16 protein-coding genes are annotated in these 19,687 nt (G+C 71.7%); 8 read left to right on the top strand and 8 right to left on the bottom strand.

Translation table 11 applies throughout. From position 1 onward, the window contains the following. Positions 1-42 precede the first annotated feature (42 nt). Genes ABGA98_RS13810 through ABGA98_RS13830 form a run of 5 tightly spaced genes read left to right on the top strand, consistent with a single transcriptional unit; the run spans position 43 to position 6,451 of the window. Positions 43-1,650, top strand: a complete 1,608-nt coding sequence (locus ABGA98_RS13810; RefSeq protein ID WP_347618640.1) for an ABC transporter substrate-binding protein — start codon at positions 43-45, stop codon at positions 1,648-1,650. Continuing rightward, entirely contained in the window at positions 1,647-2,606 is a 960-nt protein-coding gene (locus ABGA98_RS13815; RefSeq protein ID WP_347618641.1) for an ABC transporter permease, read from the top strand. Before ABGA98_RS13810 ends, ABGA98_RS13815 begins: the two co-directional genes overlap by 4 nt. Next, entirely contained in the window at positions 2,603-4,567 is a 1,965-nt protein-coding gene (locus ABGA98_RS13820; RefSeq protein ID WP_347618642.1) for a dipeptide/oligopeptide/nickel ABC transporter permease/ATP-binding protein, read from the top strand. The genes ABGA98_RS13815 and ABGA98_RS13820 overlap by 4 nt, the downstream gene beginning before the upstream one ends. Beyond that, positions 4,560-5,549 carry an ABC transporter ATP-binding protein gene (locus tag ABGA98_RS13825; RefSeq protein WP_347618643.1) on the top strand — a complete coding sequence of 330 codons (990 nt, stop codon included), beginning with the start codon at positions 4,560-4,562 and terminating at the stop codon, positions 5,547-5,549. The genes ABGA98_RS13820 and ABGA98_RS13825 overlap by 8 nt, the downstream gene beginning before the upstream one ends. Beyond that, positions 5,546-6,451 carry a dihydrodipicolinate synthase family protein gene (locus ABGA98_RS13830; RefSeq protein WP_347618644.1) on the top strand — a complete coding sequence of 302 codons (906 nt, stop codon included), beginning with the start codon at positions 5,546-5,548 and terminating at the stop codon, positions 6,449-6,451. Before ABGA98_RS13825 ends, ABGA98_RS13830 begins: the two co-directional genes overlap by 4 nt. Positions 6,452-6,496: 45 nt before the next feature. On the opposite strand, the gene ABGA98_RS13835 is transcribed toward ABGA98_RS13830, so the two are convergent. The 3 genes from ABGA98_RS13835 to ABGA98_RS13845 all read right to left on the bottom strand — a co-directional run bounded on the left by ABGA98_RS13835 (position 6,497) and on the right by ABGA98_RS13845 (position 9,626). Then, a complete protein-coding gene (locus tag ABGA98_RS13835) occupies positions 6,497-6,754 on the bottom strand; it encodes a DUF1876 domain-containing protein (RefSeq protein ID WP_347618645.1) in 258 nt (85 codons plus the stop codon). Between the two features lie 60 nt (positions 6,755-6,814). After that, the gene (locus ABGA98_RS13840) at positions 6,815-8,476 is read right to left on the bottom strand and encodes a catalase (protein ID WP_347618646.1); all 1,662 of its coding nucleotides are present in this window, start codon (positions 8,474-8,476) and stop codon (positions 6,815-6,817) included. A gap of 169 nt (positions 8,477-8,645) precedes the next feature. Beyond that, positions 8,646-9,626 (bottom strand): sugar kinase, encoded by a 981-nt coding sequence (locus tag ABGA98_RS13845; RefSeq protein WP_347618647.1) that lies wholly within the window; start codon positions 9,624-9,626, stop codon positions 8,646-8,648. Positions 9,627-9,891: 265 nt separating this feature from the next. Between ABGA98_RS13845 and ABGA98_RS13850 the strand changes: the two genes are divergently transcribed. After that, a complete protein-coding gene (locus ABGA98_RS13850) occupies positions 9,892-10,893 on the top strand; it encodes a hydroxyacid dehydrogenase (RefSeq protein ID WP_347618648.1) in 1,002 nt (333 codons plus the stop codon). Between the two features lie 161 nt (positions 10,894-11,054). On the opposite strand, the gene ABGA98_RS13855 is transcribed toward ABGA98_RS13850, so the two are convergent. The 3 genes from ABGA98_RS13855 to ABGA98_RS13865 all read right to left on the bottom strand — a co-directional run bounded on the left by ABGA98_RS13855 (position 11,055) and on the right by ABGA98_RS13865 (position 15,861). Then, positions 11,055-14,687 carry a serine/threonine-protein kinase gene (locus ABGA98_RS13855; protein ID WP_347618649.1) on the bottom strand — a complete coding sequence of 1,211 codons (3,633 nt, stop codon included), beginning with the start codon at positions 14,685-14,687 and terminating at the stop codon, positions 11,055-11,057. Between the two features lie 97 nt (positions 14,688-14,784). Then, entirely contained in the window at positions 14,785-15,339 is a 555-nt protein-coding gene (locus ABGA98_RS13860; protein WP_347618650.1) for a GNAT family protein, read from the bottom strand. 9 nt (positions 15,340-15,348) lie between these two features. Then, the gene (locus tag ABGA98_RS13865) at positions 15,349-15,861 is read right to left on the bottom strand and encodes a shikimate kinase (RefSeq protein WP_347618651.1); all 513 of its coding nucleotides are present in this window, start codon (positions 15,859-15,861) and stop codon (positions 15,349-15,351) included. 37 nt (positions 15,862-15,898) lie between these two features. Here ABGA98_RS13865 and ABGA98_RS13870 point away from each other — a divergent pair, with 37 nt between their 5' ends. Continuing rightward, entirely contained in the window at positions 15,899-16,180 is a 282-nt protein-coding gene (locus tag ABGA98_RS13870; protein WP_347618652.1) for a hypothetical protein, read from the top strand. A 13-nt stretch (positions 16,181-16,193) separates the two neighbouring features. Next, positions 16,194-16,577, top strand: coding sequence for a ChaB family protein (locus ABGA98_RS13875; protein ID WP_347618653.1), 384 nt, complete (start codon positions 16,194-16,196; stop codon positions 16,575-16,577). A gap of 177 nt (positions 16,578-16,754) precedes the next feature. On the opposite strand, the gene ABGA98_RS13880 is transcribed toward ABGA98_RS13875, so the two are convergent. Next, a complete protein-coding gene (locus tag ABGA98_RS13880) occupies positions 16,755-18,581 on the bottom strand; it encodes a transketolase (protein WP_347618654.1) in 1,827 nt (608 codons plus the stop codon). Between the two features lie 91 nt (positions 18,582-18,672). Further along, entirely contained in the window at positions 18,673-19,686 is a 1,014-nt protein-coding gene (locus ABGA98_RS13885; RefSeq protein WP_347618655.1) for an SDR family oxidoreductase, read from the bottom strand. Between the last annotated feature and the right edge of the window lies 1 nt (position 19,687).

Below are 19,687 nucleotides of genomic sequence, written 5' to 3' on the forward strand. Positions count from 1 at the left end.
GGACATGGGACGTCCCATGTTCTACCCCCTCAGGAGGCATCCGTGAGCTCTGACTTCAGCCGCCGCGACTTCCTGCGTTACAGCGGAGCGACGGGTGCGGCGGCGTTCATCGCGGCCACCCTCTCCGCCTGTTCCGGAGGCCCGGCGTCGACCGGCTCGGTCGGCGCCGGAACCAACAAGGACCTGATCACCGCCGTCATCGGCTACGGCAACGACCAGAGCTGGGACCCGACGCAGACCGCGTCCGCCTTCGCGATGGCGGGGATCAGCCACGTCTACGAAGGGCTGCTCGACACCGACCCGATCACCCGCGAGCCGTACGCCGCGCTCGCCACCGAGCTGCCGTCCGACCTGGACGCGACCTCATGGAAGTTCACCCTCCGCGAGGGCGCCACGTGGCACGACGGGAAGCCGGTCACCGCCGACGACGTCGTCTTCACCTTCGAACGGGTCCTCGACCCCGAGGCCAACGTGCTGATCGGCAACTTCTTCAGGTCCTGGCTGAAGGAGGTGAAGAAGATCGACGACCGGAACGTCGAGCTGGTCTTCAAGTTCCCCTTCGCCGACGCCGCTCCCCGGCTGACCATCGCCAAGATCATGCCCAAGCACGTGTTCGGCGAGGCCGGCGCCTGGGACCAGGCCAAAGGCGGCAAGGCCGTGGGGTCGGGGCCGTACAAGCTGGCCGCGCACAACCCCAAGTCCAACACCTCCTTCGAGGCGTACGACGGCTACAACGGCCCGCGCCCCGCCACGGTCAAGAAGATGAACTGGCTGACGATCGTCGACGCCGCCGCCCGCGTGGCCAAGATCTCCGGTGGCTCGGCCGAGGCGCAGATCGCCGACAACATCCCCTACGCCAACGTCGACCAGCTCAAGCAGCAGGGGCTGACGGTCGAGGGCGGCAAGGGCATGAACCACATGTTCCTGATGTTCAACACGGCGGCCAAGCCGTTCGACGACGTACGGGTGCGCCAGGCGCTGCACTACGCGATCGACAAGCAGAAGATGATCGACGTGGCGCTCAAGGGTCACGGCACGGCCTCCAGCTCCTTCCTCAACGAGGGCCACCCCGACCACAAGCGGGCCTCCGTCGTCTACGACTACGACCCCGACAAGGCGAAGGCGCTGCTGAAGGAGGCGGGCGTCAGCAACCTGACGGTCAATCTGATGGCCGTCAACGTGAGCTGGATCGCCGACTGCCTGCCGACCATCGCCGCCTCGTGGGAGGCGGTCGGCATCAAGACCACGCTGGAGCCGCAGGACACGGCGGCGTTGTTCACCAAGATGGACCAGGGCCAGGACTACCAGGTGGTCGCCGCGGCCTCGAACCCCAACCAGTTCGGCATGGACGCCGACCTGATCTGCCGCTACAACTTCGTCGAGGGCGGCCTGTGGATGAAGTACGCCGGCTACGACGGCAGCAAGGACGCCGAGGCGCTGTTCGCCCTGATGGACGAGGCCACCGAGGAGCCGGACAAGGAGAAGAAGAAGGCGACGGTCCACAAATATCTGGACATGATCGCTGAGCAGGCCGTGCTCTACCCGGTCGTCCACACCGAGCTCATGACCGCCTGGGACGCGAAGAAGTTGTCCGGCGTCGAGGCCCAGCCGTACCCCGGCATCAACCTCCTCCAGGCCAAGAGGACATGACGCTCGTCGCCCGGATGCTGCTGCGGCGGCTCCTCATCCTGATCCCGCTGGTGCTCGGCGTGATCGCGTTCGTGTTCATCGTGATGCGCTTCTCCAACAGCAAGCCGGAGTACGCCTACTTCCAGGGCGCGAACCCGACCGCCGAGCAGATCCGCCAGTTCCAGCTCGAGAACGGGCTGCTGGACCCGCTCCCGGTGCGCTACGTCCGCTTCGTCATGGATCTGGCGCAGGGCGACATGGGCACCAGCGTGCTCACCAGGAAGCCGGTCATCGAGTCGGTGACGACGGCCCTGCCGCTGACGCTGCAGCTGACGCTTCTCGGCCTGGTCGTGGGGCTCGTGCTGTCGTTCGTGTTCGGCGTGGTCGCGGCGCTGTACCGCGACCGCTGGCCGGACCAGCTCGTCCGCCTGGTGTCGCTGGTCGGGGTGGCGGCCCCGTCGTTCTGGCTGGCGCTGCTGATGATCCAGTGGCTGGCGGTCGGTGAGGGGTTGTTCCCCACCAGCGGCTACATCAACCCGGCCGACTCGTTCGCCGGCTGGCTGCGGTCGATGACGCTGCCCGCCCTGTCGTTGTCGTTGCCGATCGCCGCCCAGCTCACCCGCATCATCCGCACGTCGGTGGTGGAGGAGCTGGACCGCGACTACGTACGCACCGCGTACGGCAGCGGCCTGCCGCCGATCGTGGTCATCGGCAGGAACGTGCTGCGCAACGCGCTGATCAACCCGCTGACGGTGCTCGGCCTGCGCATCGGCTACCTGATCGGCGGCACCGTGGTCATCGAGACGATCTACGGGCTGCCCGGCATGGGACAGCTCATGATCAACGCCGTGCGCGACGGCGACCCCGCCGTCGTCCAGGGCGTGGTGCTGACCATCGCCGTCGGCTTCATGATCGTCAACCTGGCCGTCGACGTCCTCTACCTGCTGGTCAACCCCCGCCTCAGGAGCGCCTCATGAGACGTGGACTCACCGACCGCCTGGCCCGGCCCGGCGTGACGTTCCGCAGGCTGAAGCCGCTGTCGTGGATCTCGCTCGGCCTCATCGCCGCCGTCGTGCTGGCGGCGGTGCTGGCGCCGCTCATCGCGCCGCACTCGCCGTTCTTCCAGGAGGCGTCCGGCGGCGGCCCGTCGGCCGAGCACTGGATGGGGCTCGACAGCGCCAACCGCGACATCCTGTCCAGGCTCCTGTACGGCGCTCGCTGGTCGCTCATCATCGGCCTCGGCGCGACCGGGCTCGCCCTGGTGGCCGGCGCGGCCATCGGCGCCGTCGCCGCCACCTCGCGCCGGGCCGTCGACGAGACGATCATGCGCCTGCTCGACGTCATCATGGCGTTCCCCGGCATCGCGCTGGCGGCCGTGCTCGTGGCCGTGTTCGGCGGCAGCATCCCCGTCCTGGTCATGGCCATCGCCTTCCTCTACATGCCGTCCGTGGCCAGGGTCGTACGCGCCAACGTCCTCGCCCAGTACGGCGAGGACTACGTCGCGGCCGAGCGCATCATCGGCGCCCGCACCCCGCACATCGTCATCAAGCACGTCGCGATCAACTGCGCGGCGCCGGTGCTGGTGTTCTGCACGGTGATGGTGGCCGACGCGATCGTGTTCGAGGCGTCGCTGTCGTTCATCGGCGCCGGCGTGCGGCCGCCGGACCCGTCGTGGGGCAGCGTCATCGCCGACGGCAAGAACCTGGTGCTGCTCGGCGGCTGGTGGGGCACGGTCTTCCCCGGCCTGCTGATCCTGCTGACCGTGCTCGCCCTGAACATCCTGTCCGAAGGCATCTCCGACGCCTGGGCCGCGCCCGCCGCCCGCAAGGCGCCGGTCAGGAAGGACGAGGACGCCTTCGAGCGGGCCCAGCCGGGCTCCGGCGAGGTCGTCGAGCTGCCCGGGCTGGCCGAGGCCGCGCGCCGGCTGGCCGAACGCGCCCGCCCGCTGCCCCAGGGGCCGCCGATCCTCACGGTGGAGCGGCTGCGCATCGGGTTCGCCGAGGGAGTGGACATCGTCGACGGCATCGGCTTCGAGGTACGTCCCGGCGAGGTGCTCGGCCTGGTGGGCGAGTCGGGCTGCGGCAAGTCGCTGACCGCGCTGACCATCATGGGCCTGCAACCCCGTGACGCCCGCGTCAGCGGCCACGTGCGTTTCGACCAGCGGGAGCTGCTCTCGTTGCCGCGCCGCGCCCGCCGCCGGCTGCTCGGGCACGAGATGGCGATGATCTACCAGGACGCGCTGTCCTCGCTCAACCCCGCCATGACCATCAACGCCCAGCTCAAGCAGCTCACCCGCCGCGGCGGCCGGCGCACCCCCGCCGAGCTGCTCGAACTCGTCGGCCTCGACGCCCCCCGCACCCTGTCGTCCTACCCGCACGAGCTGTCGGGCGGGCAGCGGCAGCGGGTGCTGATCGCGATGGCGCTGTCGCGCGAGCCCAAGCTGATCGTCGCCGACGAGCCCACCACCGCGCTCGACGTGACCGTCCAGGCGCAGGTCATCGAGCTGCTGCTGAAGCTGCGCGAGGAGCTCGGGTTCGCGCTGATCCTCGTCTCGCACGACCTCGCGCTGGTCGCCGACGTCACCGACCGCGTGGTCGTCATGTACGGCGGCCAGATCGTCGAGACCGGCGCCACGCCCTCCCTCGTCGGCGCGCCCGCCCACCACTACGCCCGCGGCCTGCTGGGCTCGGTGTTGTCGCTGGAGGCCGGGGCCGAGCGGCTCACGCAGATCCGCGGCGTCGTGCCCGCCCCCGCCGACTTCCCCGACGGCTGCCGGTTCGCCGACCGGTGCCCGATGGCCACCGACGTGTGCCGTACCGACGCCCCCGTCCTGCTGGGCCCGCTCAACGGGGACGCCACGCACGCGGTGGCCTGCCACCACCCGGTGGCCGCAGAAACGGACCCGAACCGCGAGACGAGGAGCGAGCAGCGTGCTTGAGCTCGACGACGTGCACGTCGTGCACAAGGCCCGCTCCGGCGGCCTCTTCACGCGGGACCGCGTCTACGCCCTGACCGGCGCGAACCTCACCGTCGCCGCCGGCGAGACCGTCGGCATCGTCGGCGAGTCGGGATGCGGCAAGTCGACGCTGGCCAAGGTGCTGGTCGGCCTGCAGCGGCCGACCAGCGGCACCGTGACCTTCCGCGGCAAGGACCTGTGGGGCCTCAAGGAGGGGGAACGGCGCGCGCTCGTCGGGTCGAACGTCGGCATGATCTTCCAGGACCCGTCCACGGCGCTCAACCGGCGCCTGCCCGTCCGGCAGGTGCTGCGCGACCCGCTCAACGTGCACCGCCGCGGCACGCCCGCCCAGCGCGACGCCCGCGTACGCGAGCTGATCGACCTGGTCGGGTTGCCGTCCAGCGCCGCCGACGCGCTGCCCAGCCAGCTGTCCGGCGGCCAGCGCCAGCGCGTGGCCGTGGCCAGGGCGCTCGCCCTCGAACCCGAGCTGGTCGTGGCCGACGAGCCCACCAGCGCGCTCGACGTGTCCGTCCGCGCCCAGATCCTCAACCTGCTGCTCGACCTCAAGGAACGGCTCGGCCTGGCCCTGGTGTTCGTCTCGCACGACATCCAGACCGTACGCAGGATGAGCGACCGCGTCGTCACCATGTACCTGGGCCGGATCGTCGAGCAGACGCCCGCGCAGGCCGTGCCGCTGAGCGCCCGGCACCCGTACACGCGGGCGCTGTTCTCCGCCACCCCCGGGCTGATCTCGCCGATCAACCCGATCCCGCTCGTGGGCGCCGTACCCTCGGCCACCAGGCCGCCGAGCGGCTGCCCGTTCCGCACGCGGTGCTGGCGGGCGGACGACGCCTGCGCGGCGGAGATGCCCGCGGCGCGGACGGACGACGACCATCTGTTCCACTGCCACCATCCGGTGGCGGCAGGAGCGACCGACCTCGAACTGATCCAGGAGCGCCCATGAGGCTTACCGGTGTGATCCCTCCGGTGTGCACTCCCATGACCCGCGACTACCAGGTGGACACCGCGTCGCTCACCCGGCTGGTCGACCATCTGCTGGCCGGGGGAGTGGACGCGCTGTTCGTGCTGGGCTCCTCGTCGGAGGTGGCGTACCTGACGGACGCGCAGCGGAGGGTCGTGCTGGACACCGTGGTGGGGCACGTGGGCGGTCAGGTGCCGGTGCTGGCCGGGGTGATCGACATGACGACGCCGCGGGTGCTCGAACACGCCCGCGTCGCGCGCGAGGCCGGAGTGTCGGGGCTGGTGGCGACCGCGCCGTTCTACACGCGCACCCACCCCGACGAGATCCGCACGCATTTCCGTACGATCGCCGCGCAGGGCGGGCTGCCGGTCTACGCCTATGACCTGCCCGTGTCGGTGCACACCAAGTTGAGCGCCGAGCTGGTGCTCGGACTGGCCGCGGAGGGCGCGCTGGCCGGGGTCAAGGACTCCAGCGGCGACGACGGCGGCCTGCGCGAGGTCATCATGGGCCGTACGGCGCCGTTCAGCGTGCTGACCGGGTCGGAGGTGACCGTGGACTCGGCCCTGTGGATGGGTGCCGACGGAGTGGTGCCCGGGCTGGGCAACGTCGACCCGCACGGCTACGCCGAGCTCTACCGTTGCGCCTCCCGCGGCGACTGGGAGGCGGCCAGGGTCGAGCAGGAGCGCCTGGTCAGGCTGTTCGAGATCGTCCGCGTCGGCGGCTCGCGCATGGGCGGCAGCTCGTCCGGCCTCGGGGCGTTCAAGGCCGCGCTGCACCTGCGCGGCGTCATCGACTGCCCGATCACCGCGCTCCCGCAGACCCCGCTCAACGACGAGGAGACCGGCAGGATCGGTAAGCTCCTGGCCGCCGCCGGCCTGCTCTAGCCCTGATGAGCCAGCCGGCCGGCCCGGCCGGTCAGACCCTGCTCATCACACAGGGCTGGACAACTGGGCGACGTCCTCCGCGCCGTCCTGGATGAGCTTGGCCGACAGGTCGGACAACGCCCGCCCGACGGCCAGCTCGTCCCCGATCCCGGGTACGGGCCGGTCGACGGGATTGCGCCGCGCGCGTCCCACACTCTCGTGCCGCTTGCCGTCCGCCGTGAACAGGACCGCCGTGGCCGTGGTCACGGCGTCCTCGTCGTCCTCATGGATCCAGATCTGCACGTTCCACTGCTTGTCATCCATCGTGGGCACCTCCCTATGCCCGAGCCCTACCCCCCAGAGGCCCGGACATAAAGTGGCAGGTCAGCGCTCGGCGTGCGCGGCGCGCTCGTTCGGCACGCAGTGCGTCATCTTCAGACCCTCGACGTCGCGAGGGCCGTTCCTGCCGAGCTTGGCCAGCCGGTCACGGTCCTCGTCGGTGAGGTCCTGGCTCTTCAACGGCTCCAGCCCCGCCACGTCGTCGGGGCTGATGCCCAGCCCTTCGCCGACGCGCAGCCCGAGCTCGTCCTCGGCGAGCAGGAAGTGCCAGACCATGCGCTCCTGGATGCCCCGGTCGCACTGCCGCAGCGCGGAGACGAAATTGTGCACGAGGTCGTCGCGCTCCCACTGCTCCATGAGCAGGTAGCGCTGCCCCGGCTGGACGTAGTCGTTGGCGCGCGGGATGCGCTTGCGGGTGAGCCTCCCCCTGACCTCGGGGCCGACCTCGTCAGGATGCGGGTACTCGGCCTCGCGCAGGCCGCCGCGCAGCGACGGCTCGTAGTTGATGTGCGGGTCCTCGCCCCCGGTGTCGACGAAGTACGTCATCAGCCCGTCGCGCTGGTTGGTGCGGATGGCGGCGTTCCTGGCCTGGTTGACCGGCAGCTGCAGGTAGTTGGGCCCGACGCGGTAGCGCTGGGTGTCGCTGTAGGAGAACGTCCGGCCGATGAGCATCTTGTCGTCGGAGAAGTCGAGCCCGTCCACGAGCACGCCGGTGCCGAACGCGGCCTGCTCGTTCTCGGCGAACTGGTTGTCCACGTTCCTGTCGAGCACCAGCCGGCCGACCGGCAGGGCGGGGAACTCGTTCTCCGGCCACACCTTGGTGTCGTCCAGCGGGTCGAAGTCGAGCTCGGGATGCTCGTCGTCGCTCATCAGCTGGACCAGCAGCTCCCATTCCGGGTAGTCGCCGCGCTCGATGGCGTCGTGCAGGTCCTTGGTGGCATGCCCCAGGTCGTTCCCCTGGATGACCGAGGCGTCGGCCTCGGTCATGCTGCGCACGCCCTGCTTGGGCATCCAGTGGTACTTCACCAGGAACGACTCGCCCTGCCGGTTGACCCACTTGTAGGTGTTCACGCCGAACCCCTGCATGTGCCGGTAGCCGGCGGGGATGCCGCGCGGGCTGAACAGGTTGACCAGCATGTGCAGGCTCTCGGGCGTCTGCGACATGAAGTCGAAGATGCGGTTGGGATCCTGCCGGAACGTGACCGGGTCCGGCTTGAGCGAGTGGATCACGTCAGGGAACTTGATGGCGTCCCTGATGAAGAAGACCGCCAGGTTGTTGCCGACGAGATCCCAGTTGCCGTCCTCGGTGTAGAACTTGATCGCGAAACCGCGCGGATCACGGGCGGTCTCCGCGGAGTCCCGGCCGCCGATCACCGTGGAGAAGCGCAGGGCGACGTCGGTGCGCCTGCCCGCCTCCTGGAAGAGCTTGGCCCTGGTGAACCGGCTGATCGGCTCGTCGCCGAGCTTGCCGTACGCCTCGAAGAAGCCATAGCTGGTCGTGCCCCTGGCGTGCACCACGCGCTCGGGAATGCGCTCCCGGTCGAAGTGGCTGATCTTCTCCAGGAACTGGTAGTTCTCCAGCGTCGCGGGGCCGCGCGGGCCGATCGTCCGCTGGTTCTGGTTGTCGTAGACCGGGTGTCCCTGCCGGTTGGTGAGCACCTCGCGCTCGTCGTTCGGCCCGGAACCCATGCCGGAAACATCAGTCATCATTGTTCCTTCCCCCGGACGAGTCCTCCCCGCCTGCCCCCAAGCCCGTAGCGGAAACAGGGAAAGGAATGGCCCCGATGACGTGGGCGCCGGCTCCGGCCTGGGGCTGCTCGCTAGGCCCGGTCGTGCCGCATCGGCCCCGTTGACGACCTGCGGCGAGGCGCCGTGATCACCTGCTCACACCGTCGGCGGGCCGCCGCAGCAGGCTCAGGTCGGCCCGCCGTGGCAGGCTCTCCCAGTCGCCCTGCGAGGTCACGGCGAACGCCCCCGCCGCGCACGCCGTGCTGAGCCGCTGCGCGGGCTGCGCCCCTGCCAGCCAGTCCGCCAGCCAGCCGGCCGCGAACGCGTCGCCGGCCCCCACGGAGTCGACCTCGGTCACGGCGTAGGGCTCCGCCCGCCGCTCGACGCCGTCGGACAGCTCCATGGCGCCCTCGGCCCCGAACTTGATCAGCACGTGCCGCGGGCCGAGCTTCCCCAGCGCCCCGGCCAGCTCGGTGGCGCCTTCGACGTCGGCGATCAGCCGGCCCTCGGCCTCGGTCGCGAACAGCACGTCCACGTCGCCGACCGTCTCGCGCAGCCACGCCCCCGCCTCGGCGGGCGTCCACAGCGCCCTGCGGTAGTTGACGTCGAGCGAGACGAGCACCCCCGCGGCCCGGGCCTCGGCGATCGCGTGGTGTACGGCTTCGCGGGCCGTGCCGGAGAGCGCGGGCGTGATCGCGGAGACGTGCAGCACGCGGGCCGACCGGATGAGCTCCGGGTCGAGGTCGGCGGCGCACAGCCGCGAGCCCGCGCTGTCCTTGCGGTAGTAGCGCACATCGATGAGGTCGGCCGTGCGCCTGCCCTTGATCATCAGCCCGGTCGGCGCGTCGGGGTCGGCGATGGCCCGCACGTCCACGCCCTCGCCCCGCAGGGTCGAGCGGATCAGGTCGCCGAACTCGTCGGCCCCGACCCTGCCGACCCAGGTCGCGCGGTGGCCGAGCCGGGCGACGCCGATCGCGACGTTCGACTCGGCGCCGCCCAGACCCAGGTCGAAGTCGCGGGCGAAGCGCATCGGCCCCGTGCGGCGGGCGGCGAACAGCGCCATGGTCTCGCCGAAGGTCACCAGCTCGGTCGTCGGTGCGGTCGTCGGCCCGGTTTTGCGTTCTGGCACGTGGGCCAACATACCGACAGAACCACCTTTGCAGCACATCGTCCTGACATGCAGGACAGGCCGGCAGGCACCAGGACGACGTCACGATCGGGAAGGGCCGCCCGCGGGAAGCCCACTACCGGGAAGCGCTGGAGGTCGGTGAACGGGCGAACGTCCGGCTCTGGATCGACGCCGCCCGTACCCGATTGACCCCGCCACCCTCATGAGCGATATGGGAGTGCTTGTGATGAAACGCTAAGATCGGATCACCGTCGGGGGGAGCGTCATGACTGAGGTACGGCCGAAAACCCTGCTCGCCATGGGGCGGCAGGTGGCGGGACGGCTCTTCACGGAGCAGGCGCGCGACCGGCTGACCGCCATCGCCGACACCGACCCCGGCCTGGTCGCCGACGACTTCGCCGACCCGGCCGTGGCCGGCGCGCTGGCCGAGGCCGAGGTGCTCTGCACGAGCTGGTGGTGCCCGCCGATCACCGGCGACGTGCTGGCCAGGGCGCCGAGGCTGCGGGCGATCGTCCACGCGGCGGGCAGCGTGAAACACCACGTCACCGACGCGTGCTGGGAGCGCGGCATCCTCGTCTCCTCCGCGGCGGCGGCCAACGCCGAACCCGTCGCCGAATACACGCTGGCCTCGATCCTGTTCGCCAACAAGCGCGTGCTGGACATCGCCAGGCTCTACCGCGAGCAGCGGACGTCCCTCGACCTGGAGGGCCTCTTCCCCGGGTTCGGCAACTACCGGCGCACGATCGGCATCGTCGGCGCCTCCTGGATCGGCCGGCGGGTCATCGAGCTGCTGCGGCCGTTCGACCTCGACGTGCTCGTCGCCGACCCCTACCTGACGGAGGACCTCGGCGTGCCCCACGTCGAGCTCGACGAGCTGTTCGAGCGGTGCGACGTGATCAGCCTGCACGCGCCCGCGCTCCCCGAGACCAGGCACCTCGTCGACGCCGCCCGCCTCGCGCGGATGCGCGACGGCGCCACCCTGATCAACACCGCCCGCGGCGCGCTCGTCGACCACGACGCGCTCGTCGCCGAGCTGTCCAGCGGCCGGCTGTACGCGGTGATCGACGTGACCGAGCCCGAGGTGCCGCCCGCCGGCTCACCCCTCTACGACCTGCCCAACGTGCTGCTCACGCCGCACATCGCCGGCTCGCTCGGCGGCGAGCTGGGGCGCATCGCCGACCTGGCGCTCGACGAGCTCGCCAGATACGCCCAGGGCCTGCCCTTCCAGTACGGGATCGAGGTGGACGCGCTGACCACGAGTGCCTGACAGCGGGAGGATAACCCGCAGCGGCGCGCCGGCGCCCGTCGGCAGCCGCTCCGACTCGTCCTCGGTGGCGTGTCGCAGCACGGCTGGGATTCGCACGGTGTCCATGCGGCCGGCATGGGCGGGACCGCTTTGCGTTCTCTGGTCGCCGGCTTGTCGTCGAGTCAGCAGATGTCCCTGTAGCCGCTCTCCGGTATGAGGCGGCTCCACTCCGCCTCGCTCAGCGGGCCGTCGGCCCTGGCGCACACCTCCTGCGCCGTGAGCGCGGGATCGACCGGGGTCTCGCGTACGGTGCCATCGAGCGCCACCCCGCGCAGCCGCCTGCCGTCCTGGCTGAACGCCGGCCCGGCGGCCCAGGATCCCAGCTCCCCCACCTCGCGCAGCGCCCGCACGTCCCAGAGCGACGTGCGGGCGGCGTCGATCGCGAGCAGGTCGCCCTTCGGCGAGAAGCGCAGCTCGTCCACGGGTGTCGTGCCGGCGCCGATGGTGCCGCGCGGCGCGCGTTCGTGCACGTCCCAGAGGAGCACCCGGCCGCCGTCCAGCCCGAACGCCAGCGTGCGGCCGTCGGGGGAGAAGGCGAGCGCGGTCGGCGTGGTCCGGGCGTTCCGCGCCGCCGCGAGGTCGAGCGGGGCGATCCTGCCGGTACGGAGGTCGAGCAGGTTGGCGCCCGCGGCCAGCGTCGAGCCGTCGGGGGAGAAGGCCAGCGCCAGGTCTCCCGCGCCCTCGTACACCTTGATCCGCCGGCCCTCGCGCACGTCCCACGTCTCAAGGGCGCTGCCGCGGGCGGTGGCCAGCGTGCCGCCGTCGGGGGAGAGCGCCACGGCGAGTACGTCGCCGCCCGCGTCGATGGAGGTCACCTGCCTGGCGCCGGCCACCTCCCACACGGTCACGGGGTCGCCCGTGACGGCGAGCAGCCGCCCGCCCGCGTCGAAGGCCAGGTCGCCGGCGGCGGCGATCCGGCCGAGCGTCCTGCCCGCGACGGTGTCGGTGAGCTCGATCGTGTCGCCGACCTCCTTGGCCGCGAACCGGCCGTTGCCGCTGAAGGTGGCGGTGTGGCCCGCGTCGGAGTGGGCGGGGAGACCTGCGACGTCCAGCGAGACGACCGAGCCGGTGCCGCTCAGGTAACGCAGGCTGCGCCCATCTGCGGAGAACGCAAGTCCCTGCCCGGGGGCCTTGAGCGGGTAGGAGCCGGAGACACGGCGTTCGGCGACGTTCCAGACCCGCACCTCGCCGGCGCCCGGCAGGGCCAGCAGGCGGCCGTCCGGGCTGAAGACGGGCGGTCCGTCCAGCGCGCCGTCCACCGTGCCCAGGGTCAGGGCGCCGGTCTCGGTCGGTGCCCGCTGCTCCTCCGCGCGGAACATCTCTGCGCCGTCCTCGGGGCTGGGACTCCTGACCCCGTCCACACCGCCAGGCCTGGTGCCCTCCTCGCCAGGCACCTCCACCTGCGAGAACCGCACGCTGTCCGCACCCGGTCGCCCCGCCGGGGAGGTTCGTACGTCGCCGCCTCCGGGAAGGGCGCCGGTGGAGGGACGTCCGTCGCCCGTGGCCGGCGGGTTCTCAACCGAGGAGGGCGGGGCGGAGGGCCGGGGGGAGGGCGGGGAGGAATTCGGGGCGGAGGGGCGCGAGGAGGGCGGGGTGGAAGGCCGCGTGGAAGGCTCGGGGGACGGCGGGGCCGTGGCGGTGGTCAGCGGCCCGGAGGGCTGGGAGCGCGGCGTACGGGCGGCGGCGCGGCCGGCGGCGATGAGCGTGACCCCCTCGCGCCCCGCCACGGCCAGCGTGGTCCCGTCAGGGCTGAACGCGAGGGCGGGCGCCGCGGCGTCCGGGCCGGTGAGTGGCTGGACCTCGACCGTTCCCGTCCGGGTCTTCGGCGCCAGCTCCCAGAGCTCGACCCGCCCGTCCAGCCGGGAGAACGCCGCCCTGGACCCGTCACGGGCGAGCGCCACCGTGCGGCCGGCGACGTCGAACAGCACCTGCGACCCCCGGTAGACCCGCGTCCTGCCGGCCCTGGTGATCACGAACGTGGCGGCCGGGGACGGCGGCCGGCCGGTCGCCACGTCGAACGGCCGCCCACCCGCCCCCTCCGCGTAACGCCCGTCGTCGCTCAGCGCCACGCTCCCCGCAGGCAGCCGGTACGAGGCGAGCCGCCGCCCCCGAGCCACGTCCCAGACGGTGACCGTGCCGGTGTCCCACCGGATCAGCTCGTCCCCGCGCAGCAGGTAGCGGGCCCGCAGGTCGGCGGCCGGGTCGGTGAACACGCCCAGCTCCGGCTGGACGAGCGAGGCCTGCAGCGCGGCCCGCGCCTCGAAGACGGGTGACAACCGCCAGGCGGCCACGCTGAGCCGCATCGCCGTGCGCGGGTCGCTCGACCGCATCGCCTCGGCCCTGGCGGCCACGGCCCGCGCGTCGGCGTCGAGGAGCCGGCCGCGCAGGTCGTACTGGCCGTACACGGACATCACGGACATCGTCACCGCCGCGGCCAGCAGCGCGCCGAGCGTCGCCACGGAGGGGGTGAGGAGCTTCCTGCGCTGTTTGGACAGGGCCACGCTGTCGTTGATGAAGTCGCGTTCGAGCTGGTTGAGCCGCAGGTGGCGGCGCTTGGTCGCGGCCCAGCCGAGCGCCGAGTCGAGGGCCTCGCCGCGCAGGAGCCGGCTTCGGCCCCGCTGGTGCTCCGACCACTGCCGGGCGGCCACCCGGATCCGGCGGTGCACGTGCATGCTCTCGCGCTCGTCCGCGGCCCAGCCGCGCAGCCTGGGCCAGGCGCGGTAGAGCGCGGCGCTGGCCGGGGCCACCCGGTCGTCGCTGAGGGCCACGAGCTTGCCCATGGACGTCTCGACCGGCGCCACGCGCACGCTCCGGCGTACCAGCAGGCCGGCGTCCATGAGCGAGCCGAGCACGTCGCCCTCGTCGTGCGGGTTGTCGCCGTCGAGCAGGCGCAGCAGCAGCCCGGGCACCTCCTCCTGCTGCCGGGGCGTGAGCGACTGGTACACCTCCTCGGCCCTCTCGCCGAGCGAGCGCGGGCGCGCGTGGCCTTCCGGGGGCCGCAGCACCTCTCCGGCCCCGACCAGCAGCTCGGCCGCCGCGGGCCGGTCGGCGGGATTTTTGGCCAGGGCCCGTCCGACCAGGCCGCGCAGGGGATCGGGCAGGCCGCTCAGGTCGGGGTCGAAGGTGAGCAGCCGGTGCATGATGCCGCCCAGGCTCTCGCCGCGGAACGGATCGTGCCCCGTGGCCGCGTACACCACCACCGCGCCCCAGGCGAACACGTCGGCGGGCGCGCCCGCCTCCTCACCGGTCAGGACCTCGGGAGCGAGGTAGGTGCACGTCTCGCCCACCGGCCGGCAGGCGGGCAGGCCGAGCTCGATCACCTTGAGACCCCCGGCGGCCAGGAGCACGCTCTCCGGGCTGATCCCCTGGTGCGTCAGCTTCGCCTCGTGCAGCGCGTCGATCGCGGCCCCCAGCGAGCCGGCCAGCGCCAGCAACTCGTCGCGTTCGTACGGCCCGTGCAGGGCGATCGCCTGCCGCAGGTCGGGCCCGTCGACGAACTCGCTCACCACATAGGGGACACCGCCGTCGACCCCCGCGTCGACCACCTCGGCCAGGTGGCGGCAGGTCACCCCCTCGAACCGGCGCCCCGCCTCGCCCCGCGACTCGGGCTCCGCCTCGCCGCGCGGCACCGTGACGGCGAACCTGCGCCCGTCGTCGTCGTAGGCGTCGTAGACGACGCCGCGCCCGCCCGCGCCGAGCCTGGCGGCCAGCCAGTAGCCGCCAAGCCTCTCGGGGTCACCAGGCACCAAGCGCATCGTCACTGATGCTTAGATGCACGACACCGTCCAATGGTTGTCCGAAATGACGCGACAGGTCCCCCGCGCGCCTCGGGGGACCCATGCGTCATGATCATTATGCCAGGGTTCCGGATCTTGCCTGCCACCCGGGGCGGAGCATCGCCATGATCACGCAGTCGTGCCATGCGCCGTCCCACAACAGGGAGTCACGTTTCACGCCCTCCTCCACGAAGCCGATCTTCTTGTAGACGTGTCGAGCCCGGTCGTTGAAAGCGTAGACCTCCAGCTCGATCCGGTGCAGCGGGGTCGTGCCGAAGGCGTGCCCGAGGACCAGCTCGATGGCCTCCGTGCCGTAGCCCCTGCCGAACGCCCGGGGGCCGATCAGCGCGATGCGCAGGTTGCACGACAGGTTGGCGGGGTCGAGCGCGTTGAGGACCACCTCGCCCGCGTAACCGTCGCCGGTCATGATCGCCAGGTCGAGCCGGTCGGCGTGCTGCGCCCGGCTCGCGCACCACCGGCGGGCGCCCTCGAAGTCGAACTCGCCGTGCGAGCCCGTCAGCCGCCGCACCTCCGGGTCGCGAACCAGCTCATACAGGCCTTCTGCGTGCTCGGGACCGACCGGGCGCAGCGTCACGCGCGCGCCCTCCAGCACGGGTTTCTCGGCGAACATCTCCCTTGCCTATCGGTCGCGATCACCGGCGGGCAAACCCATTTCCCGCACCACCTTGTCGCGCACCTGCTCGGGGCTGAGCTCGCTGACGTCGCACACCGTGTTCGCCACCTCACGGAAATAGCCCTCGCGGCGGACCCGCATGGCCGCCGGATCGAAGTCGGGACGGTGATCGCTCGAACGCATCCGCTCGGCCAGCACCTTGTCGGGGGCGTCGACCCAGACCACGAACGCGGCCCGCATGGCCGCCCGGACCTCGGGGTCCTCGACCGTGCTCGCCGCCGCCGCGATCACCTTGGGCGGGCCGGCCAGTTCGAGCAGCACGTGCTCGGCCTCGTAGAGGTGCAGCGCGGCCGCGCCCTCGCGGGCAGCGATCTGCGCGGCGGTGCCGCCGTACCTCGACTTCAGGAACGGATCGCTGTCGCTGAACCCCAGCCCCAGCGCCTCGGCGATCAGCACGCCCGCCGTCGTCTTGCCCGATCCCATGAGCCCGATCACCACGACTGGTTTGTTTTTCGACATGTGGATAGAGGTCCTTCGTGTTAAGGAGGTAAATCAGATGACCATCGCCGGAAGCATCATCCTCATCATGCTCGGTGCGATCCTCACCTGGGCCGTCGAGTTCGACCTCGCCGGCCTCGACATCAACGTAGTGGGTCTGGTCCTCATGCTCGGAGGCCTGGTCGGACTCGGGTTCGGCATCTACCGGATCCGCGTCACCCGCCGGGCGGTCGGCCCCATCGACGAGCCGGTCCACCGTCACGAGATCTACGAGGAGCCCGAGACCAGGAGGACGACCGTGTACGAGGAACGGCGTCACTACGACGAACCACCGCTGTAGGAGGTGAAGCGACATGCCAGCAGTCGAAGAACTGCCGTCGACCATCAGGCGCTCGCCGAAGAAGGCGCAGAACACGTGGATCAAGGCGCACGACTCGGCGGTGCAGGAGTACGGCGAGGGGCGGCGCGCCCACATGACGGCGTTCGCGGCGCTGAAGCACTCCTTCGAGAAGGTCGGCGACCACTGGGAGCCGAAGTCGAAGAAAGGTCCTTCCGACAAGGGCGCAACGGACCGGTCCGGCAGGACGGCCGAGGGTGTCGACGCCAACGCCAGCAAGGAACACCTGCAGGGCGTGGCCGCCAGGCTGGGCGTGCGCGGCCGGTCGAAGATGACCAAGCAGGAGCTGGTGTCGGCCATCAAGAAGGCCAACAGGAAGGCCACGGCGAAGGCTCGCTGACCGGCGCGCAGACCGGAGGCGGCCGGCTCGTCACGAGGCCGGCGGGAGAGCGAGGCGGCACCGCGCCACCCCCTCGACCGCCGGCCTCTCCATGCCCCCGCCCGCTCATCCGGCCCCGCCCCGGACACCCCGCCGCGTCCGGGCGCCCGGCGGCGCGAGCAGTCCGACCCGAGCGGGTCACAGCAGCCGCTTGACGGCCTCCACGATCGCGCGGCGGTCGATGCGGGCGTCGGCGAGCTGCTCCTCCGGCTTCGCCGACCCCGGCAGCTCGGTCACGGCCAGCTTCACCACGCGCGGCCCGAGCTCGCTGACGGCGTCCAGCACCGCGTCGCCCAGCCCGCCTTCGAGCCGGTGGTCCTCCACCGTGATCAGGTTGCCCGTGGTGGTGGCCGCCTCCACCAGCACCGCCGAGTCGACCGGCTTGACCGAGTACAGATCGATCACTCCCACGGGGACCCCAGCCGTCTCCAGCTCGCGGGCCGCCGCCAGCGCCTCGTGCACGGTCACCCCGGCGGCCACGATCGTGGCCCGGTCGCCGCTCGACTGCCGCAGCACCCGTGACCCGCCGACGGGGAACCGCTCGCCCGGCGGATAGATCACGGGCGTGCTGCCGCGCGTGGTCCTCAGATAGGACACGCCCTCGACGCCGGCCATCTCGGCGACCAGCGAGGCCGTCTGGTTGGCGTCGCACGGGTAGAGCACGGTGCTGCCGTACAGGGCCCGCATCATGGCCAGGTCCTCCAGCCCCATCTGCGAGGGGCCGTCCTCGCCGATCGACACCCCGGCGTGCGACCCGATCAGCCGGATCGACGCCCGGCTGACCCCGGCCATCCTGATGAAGTCGTGCGCCCTGGTCAGGAACGCCGCGAACGTGGCGGCGTACGGGATCCATCCGCGGATCTGCATCCCGACGGCGGCGGCGACGAGCTGCTGCTCGGCGATGTACATCTCGAAGAACCGCTCGGGGAAGCGCTGCGCGAAGGCCTCGGTCCTGGTGGAGTCGGCCACCTCGCCGTCCAGCGCCACGACGTCGCCGCGGGCCGTGCCGAGCGCCGCCAGCGCCTCCCCGTACGCCGCCCGCGTCGCGACCTGCTCGCCCACCTCGTACGCGGGCGGCTCCAACGGGCCGGAGCCGAACCGGTAGGGCTCGGCGGCCGCGTCCGGCCCGCGCACGGTGACGCGTACGTCCCGCGGCCCGCCCAGCTCGTCGACGGCCTTGCCGGCGTCCTTGAGCGGCTTGCCGTGGGCGCCCTCGCGGTTCTCGACCTCCAGCACGCCCTCGCCCTTGCGGGTCTTGGCCAGGATGGCGGTGGGGCGCCTGCGCGTCTTGCAGGCGTCCTGCAGCGCGAAGTCGATCTCGCCGGGGTCGTGCCCGTCGATCTCGATCGTGTGCCAGCCGAACGCCGAGAAGCGCCGCGCGTACGCGCCCGTGTCCCACCCGTGCGGGGTGGGCCCCCTCTGCCCGAGCCTGTTGACGTCGACGATCGCGGTCAGGTTGGCGAGGCCCTCGCCGCCCGCGTGCTCGGCGGCCTCCCAGATGGACCCCTCGGCGAGCTCGCTGTCGCCACAGAGCACCCACACCCGGTACGGCATGCGTTCCAGCCGCCCGGCCATCGCCACCCCGACGCCCACCGGCAGCCCCTGCCCGAGCGAGCCGGTGGCCACGTCCACCCAGGGCAGCCGTGGTGTCGGGTGCCCTTCCAGCCGGCTGCCGCGCCGCCTGAACGTCAGGAGCTCCTCGTCACCGATGGCACCGGCCGCCTTGTAGAGCGAGTACAGCAGGGGGGAAGCGTGCCCTTTGGACAGGATCACGTGGTCGTTGGCCGGGTCGTCCGGCTGGTCGAAGTCGTAGCGGAGGTGTCTCGCGAACAACACGGCCATCAGGTCGGCCGCGGACATGGATGACGTGGGATGTCCCGAGCCCGCCGCGGCGCTGGCGCGGACGGAGTCGACGCGCAGCTGTGCCGCCAGCTCCGCCAGGAACTGCAGATCGTGTTCGGCCATCATGACCTCCTGGAGAGTTTCGGCCCGCCCTACCCCCACCGGCCCGCTCGACGCGGGCGGCTCCCGTCGTGTGTGGTGCTGTCGCGGACGGTCAGCGCCGCAGGCGCCGGCCAAGGGAGGCGAGGGCGCCGGCGGCCGTGCCCGCGGCCAGCGTGAGCAGGACCGGGCGGCGGTGCCGGGAGAGCCAGACCTGTGGACTGTGCGCGTGCGAGCGCTCGTCGAAGGTGCCGTGGGCGCCGTAGTCCGTCGTCTCGTCGGCCGGGTCCCAGAGGTTGGACACGCCCGTGGGGGGCTTCTCGTCCGTCTGCTGCGAGCTCACTCCCGTTCGCGCCAGATAGCGGTCCACCAGGGCGGGAGCCACGCGCTGGGCCAGGAGGGTGGCCGCGGTGCTCATTCCCACCCAGTACTCCTTGCGCTCCGGGTGCTCGGCGGCGTACACGATCGCCCGCGCCGCGACCTCGGGCTGGTAGATCGGGGGGACCGGCTGGGGGTGGCGGCGGAGTTTGGACAGCACCCACTCGAACTGGGGGGTGTTGACGGCGGGAAGCTGCACGAGCGTGACCTGGATGTCGCTCCCGTCCGCCAGCAGCTCCGTGCGGACCGACTCCGAGAAGCCCTTGATCGCGTGTTTGGCGCCGCAGTAGGCCGACTGCAGCGGGATGCCGCGCTGGGACAGCGCCGAGCCCGTCTGGACGATGGCGCCGGTGCCGCGCGGCCGCATCAGGTCGAGGGCCACTTTGGTGCCCCAGACGTAGCCGAGGTAGGTGACGGCCGTCGTACGGCTGAACTCCTCAGGGGAGATGTCTTGAAATTTCGCGAAGACGGAGGAGAAAGCGGTGTTGATCCACACCGAGATCGGGCCCATCTCCGCCTCGATCTTCTCGGCGGCCTTGCGCACCTCGTCATAGTCCGCCACGTCCGCCTCGTAGACCTGCCCACTGCCTCCCTCGACCCCCACGTCCACCGCGGCCGCGCCCAGCCCGGCCTTGCCCCTGGCGATCAGGGCCACCCTGGCCCCCCGCCGCCCGAGCTCGCGGACGACCGCGCGCCCCACCCCGCCACTCGCGCCCGTCACCACCACGACTCGCCCGCACAACTGCACCATG

Source organism: Nonomuraea sp. B1E8, assembly GCF_039871515.1.
GTDB lineage: Bacteria > Actinomycetota > Actinomycetes > Streptosporangiales > Streptosporangiaceae > Nonomuraea.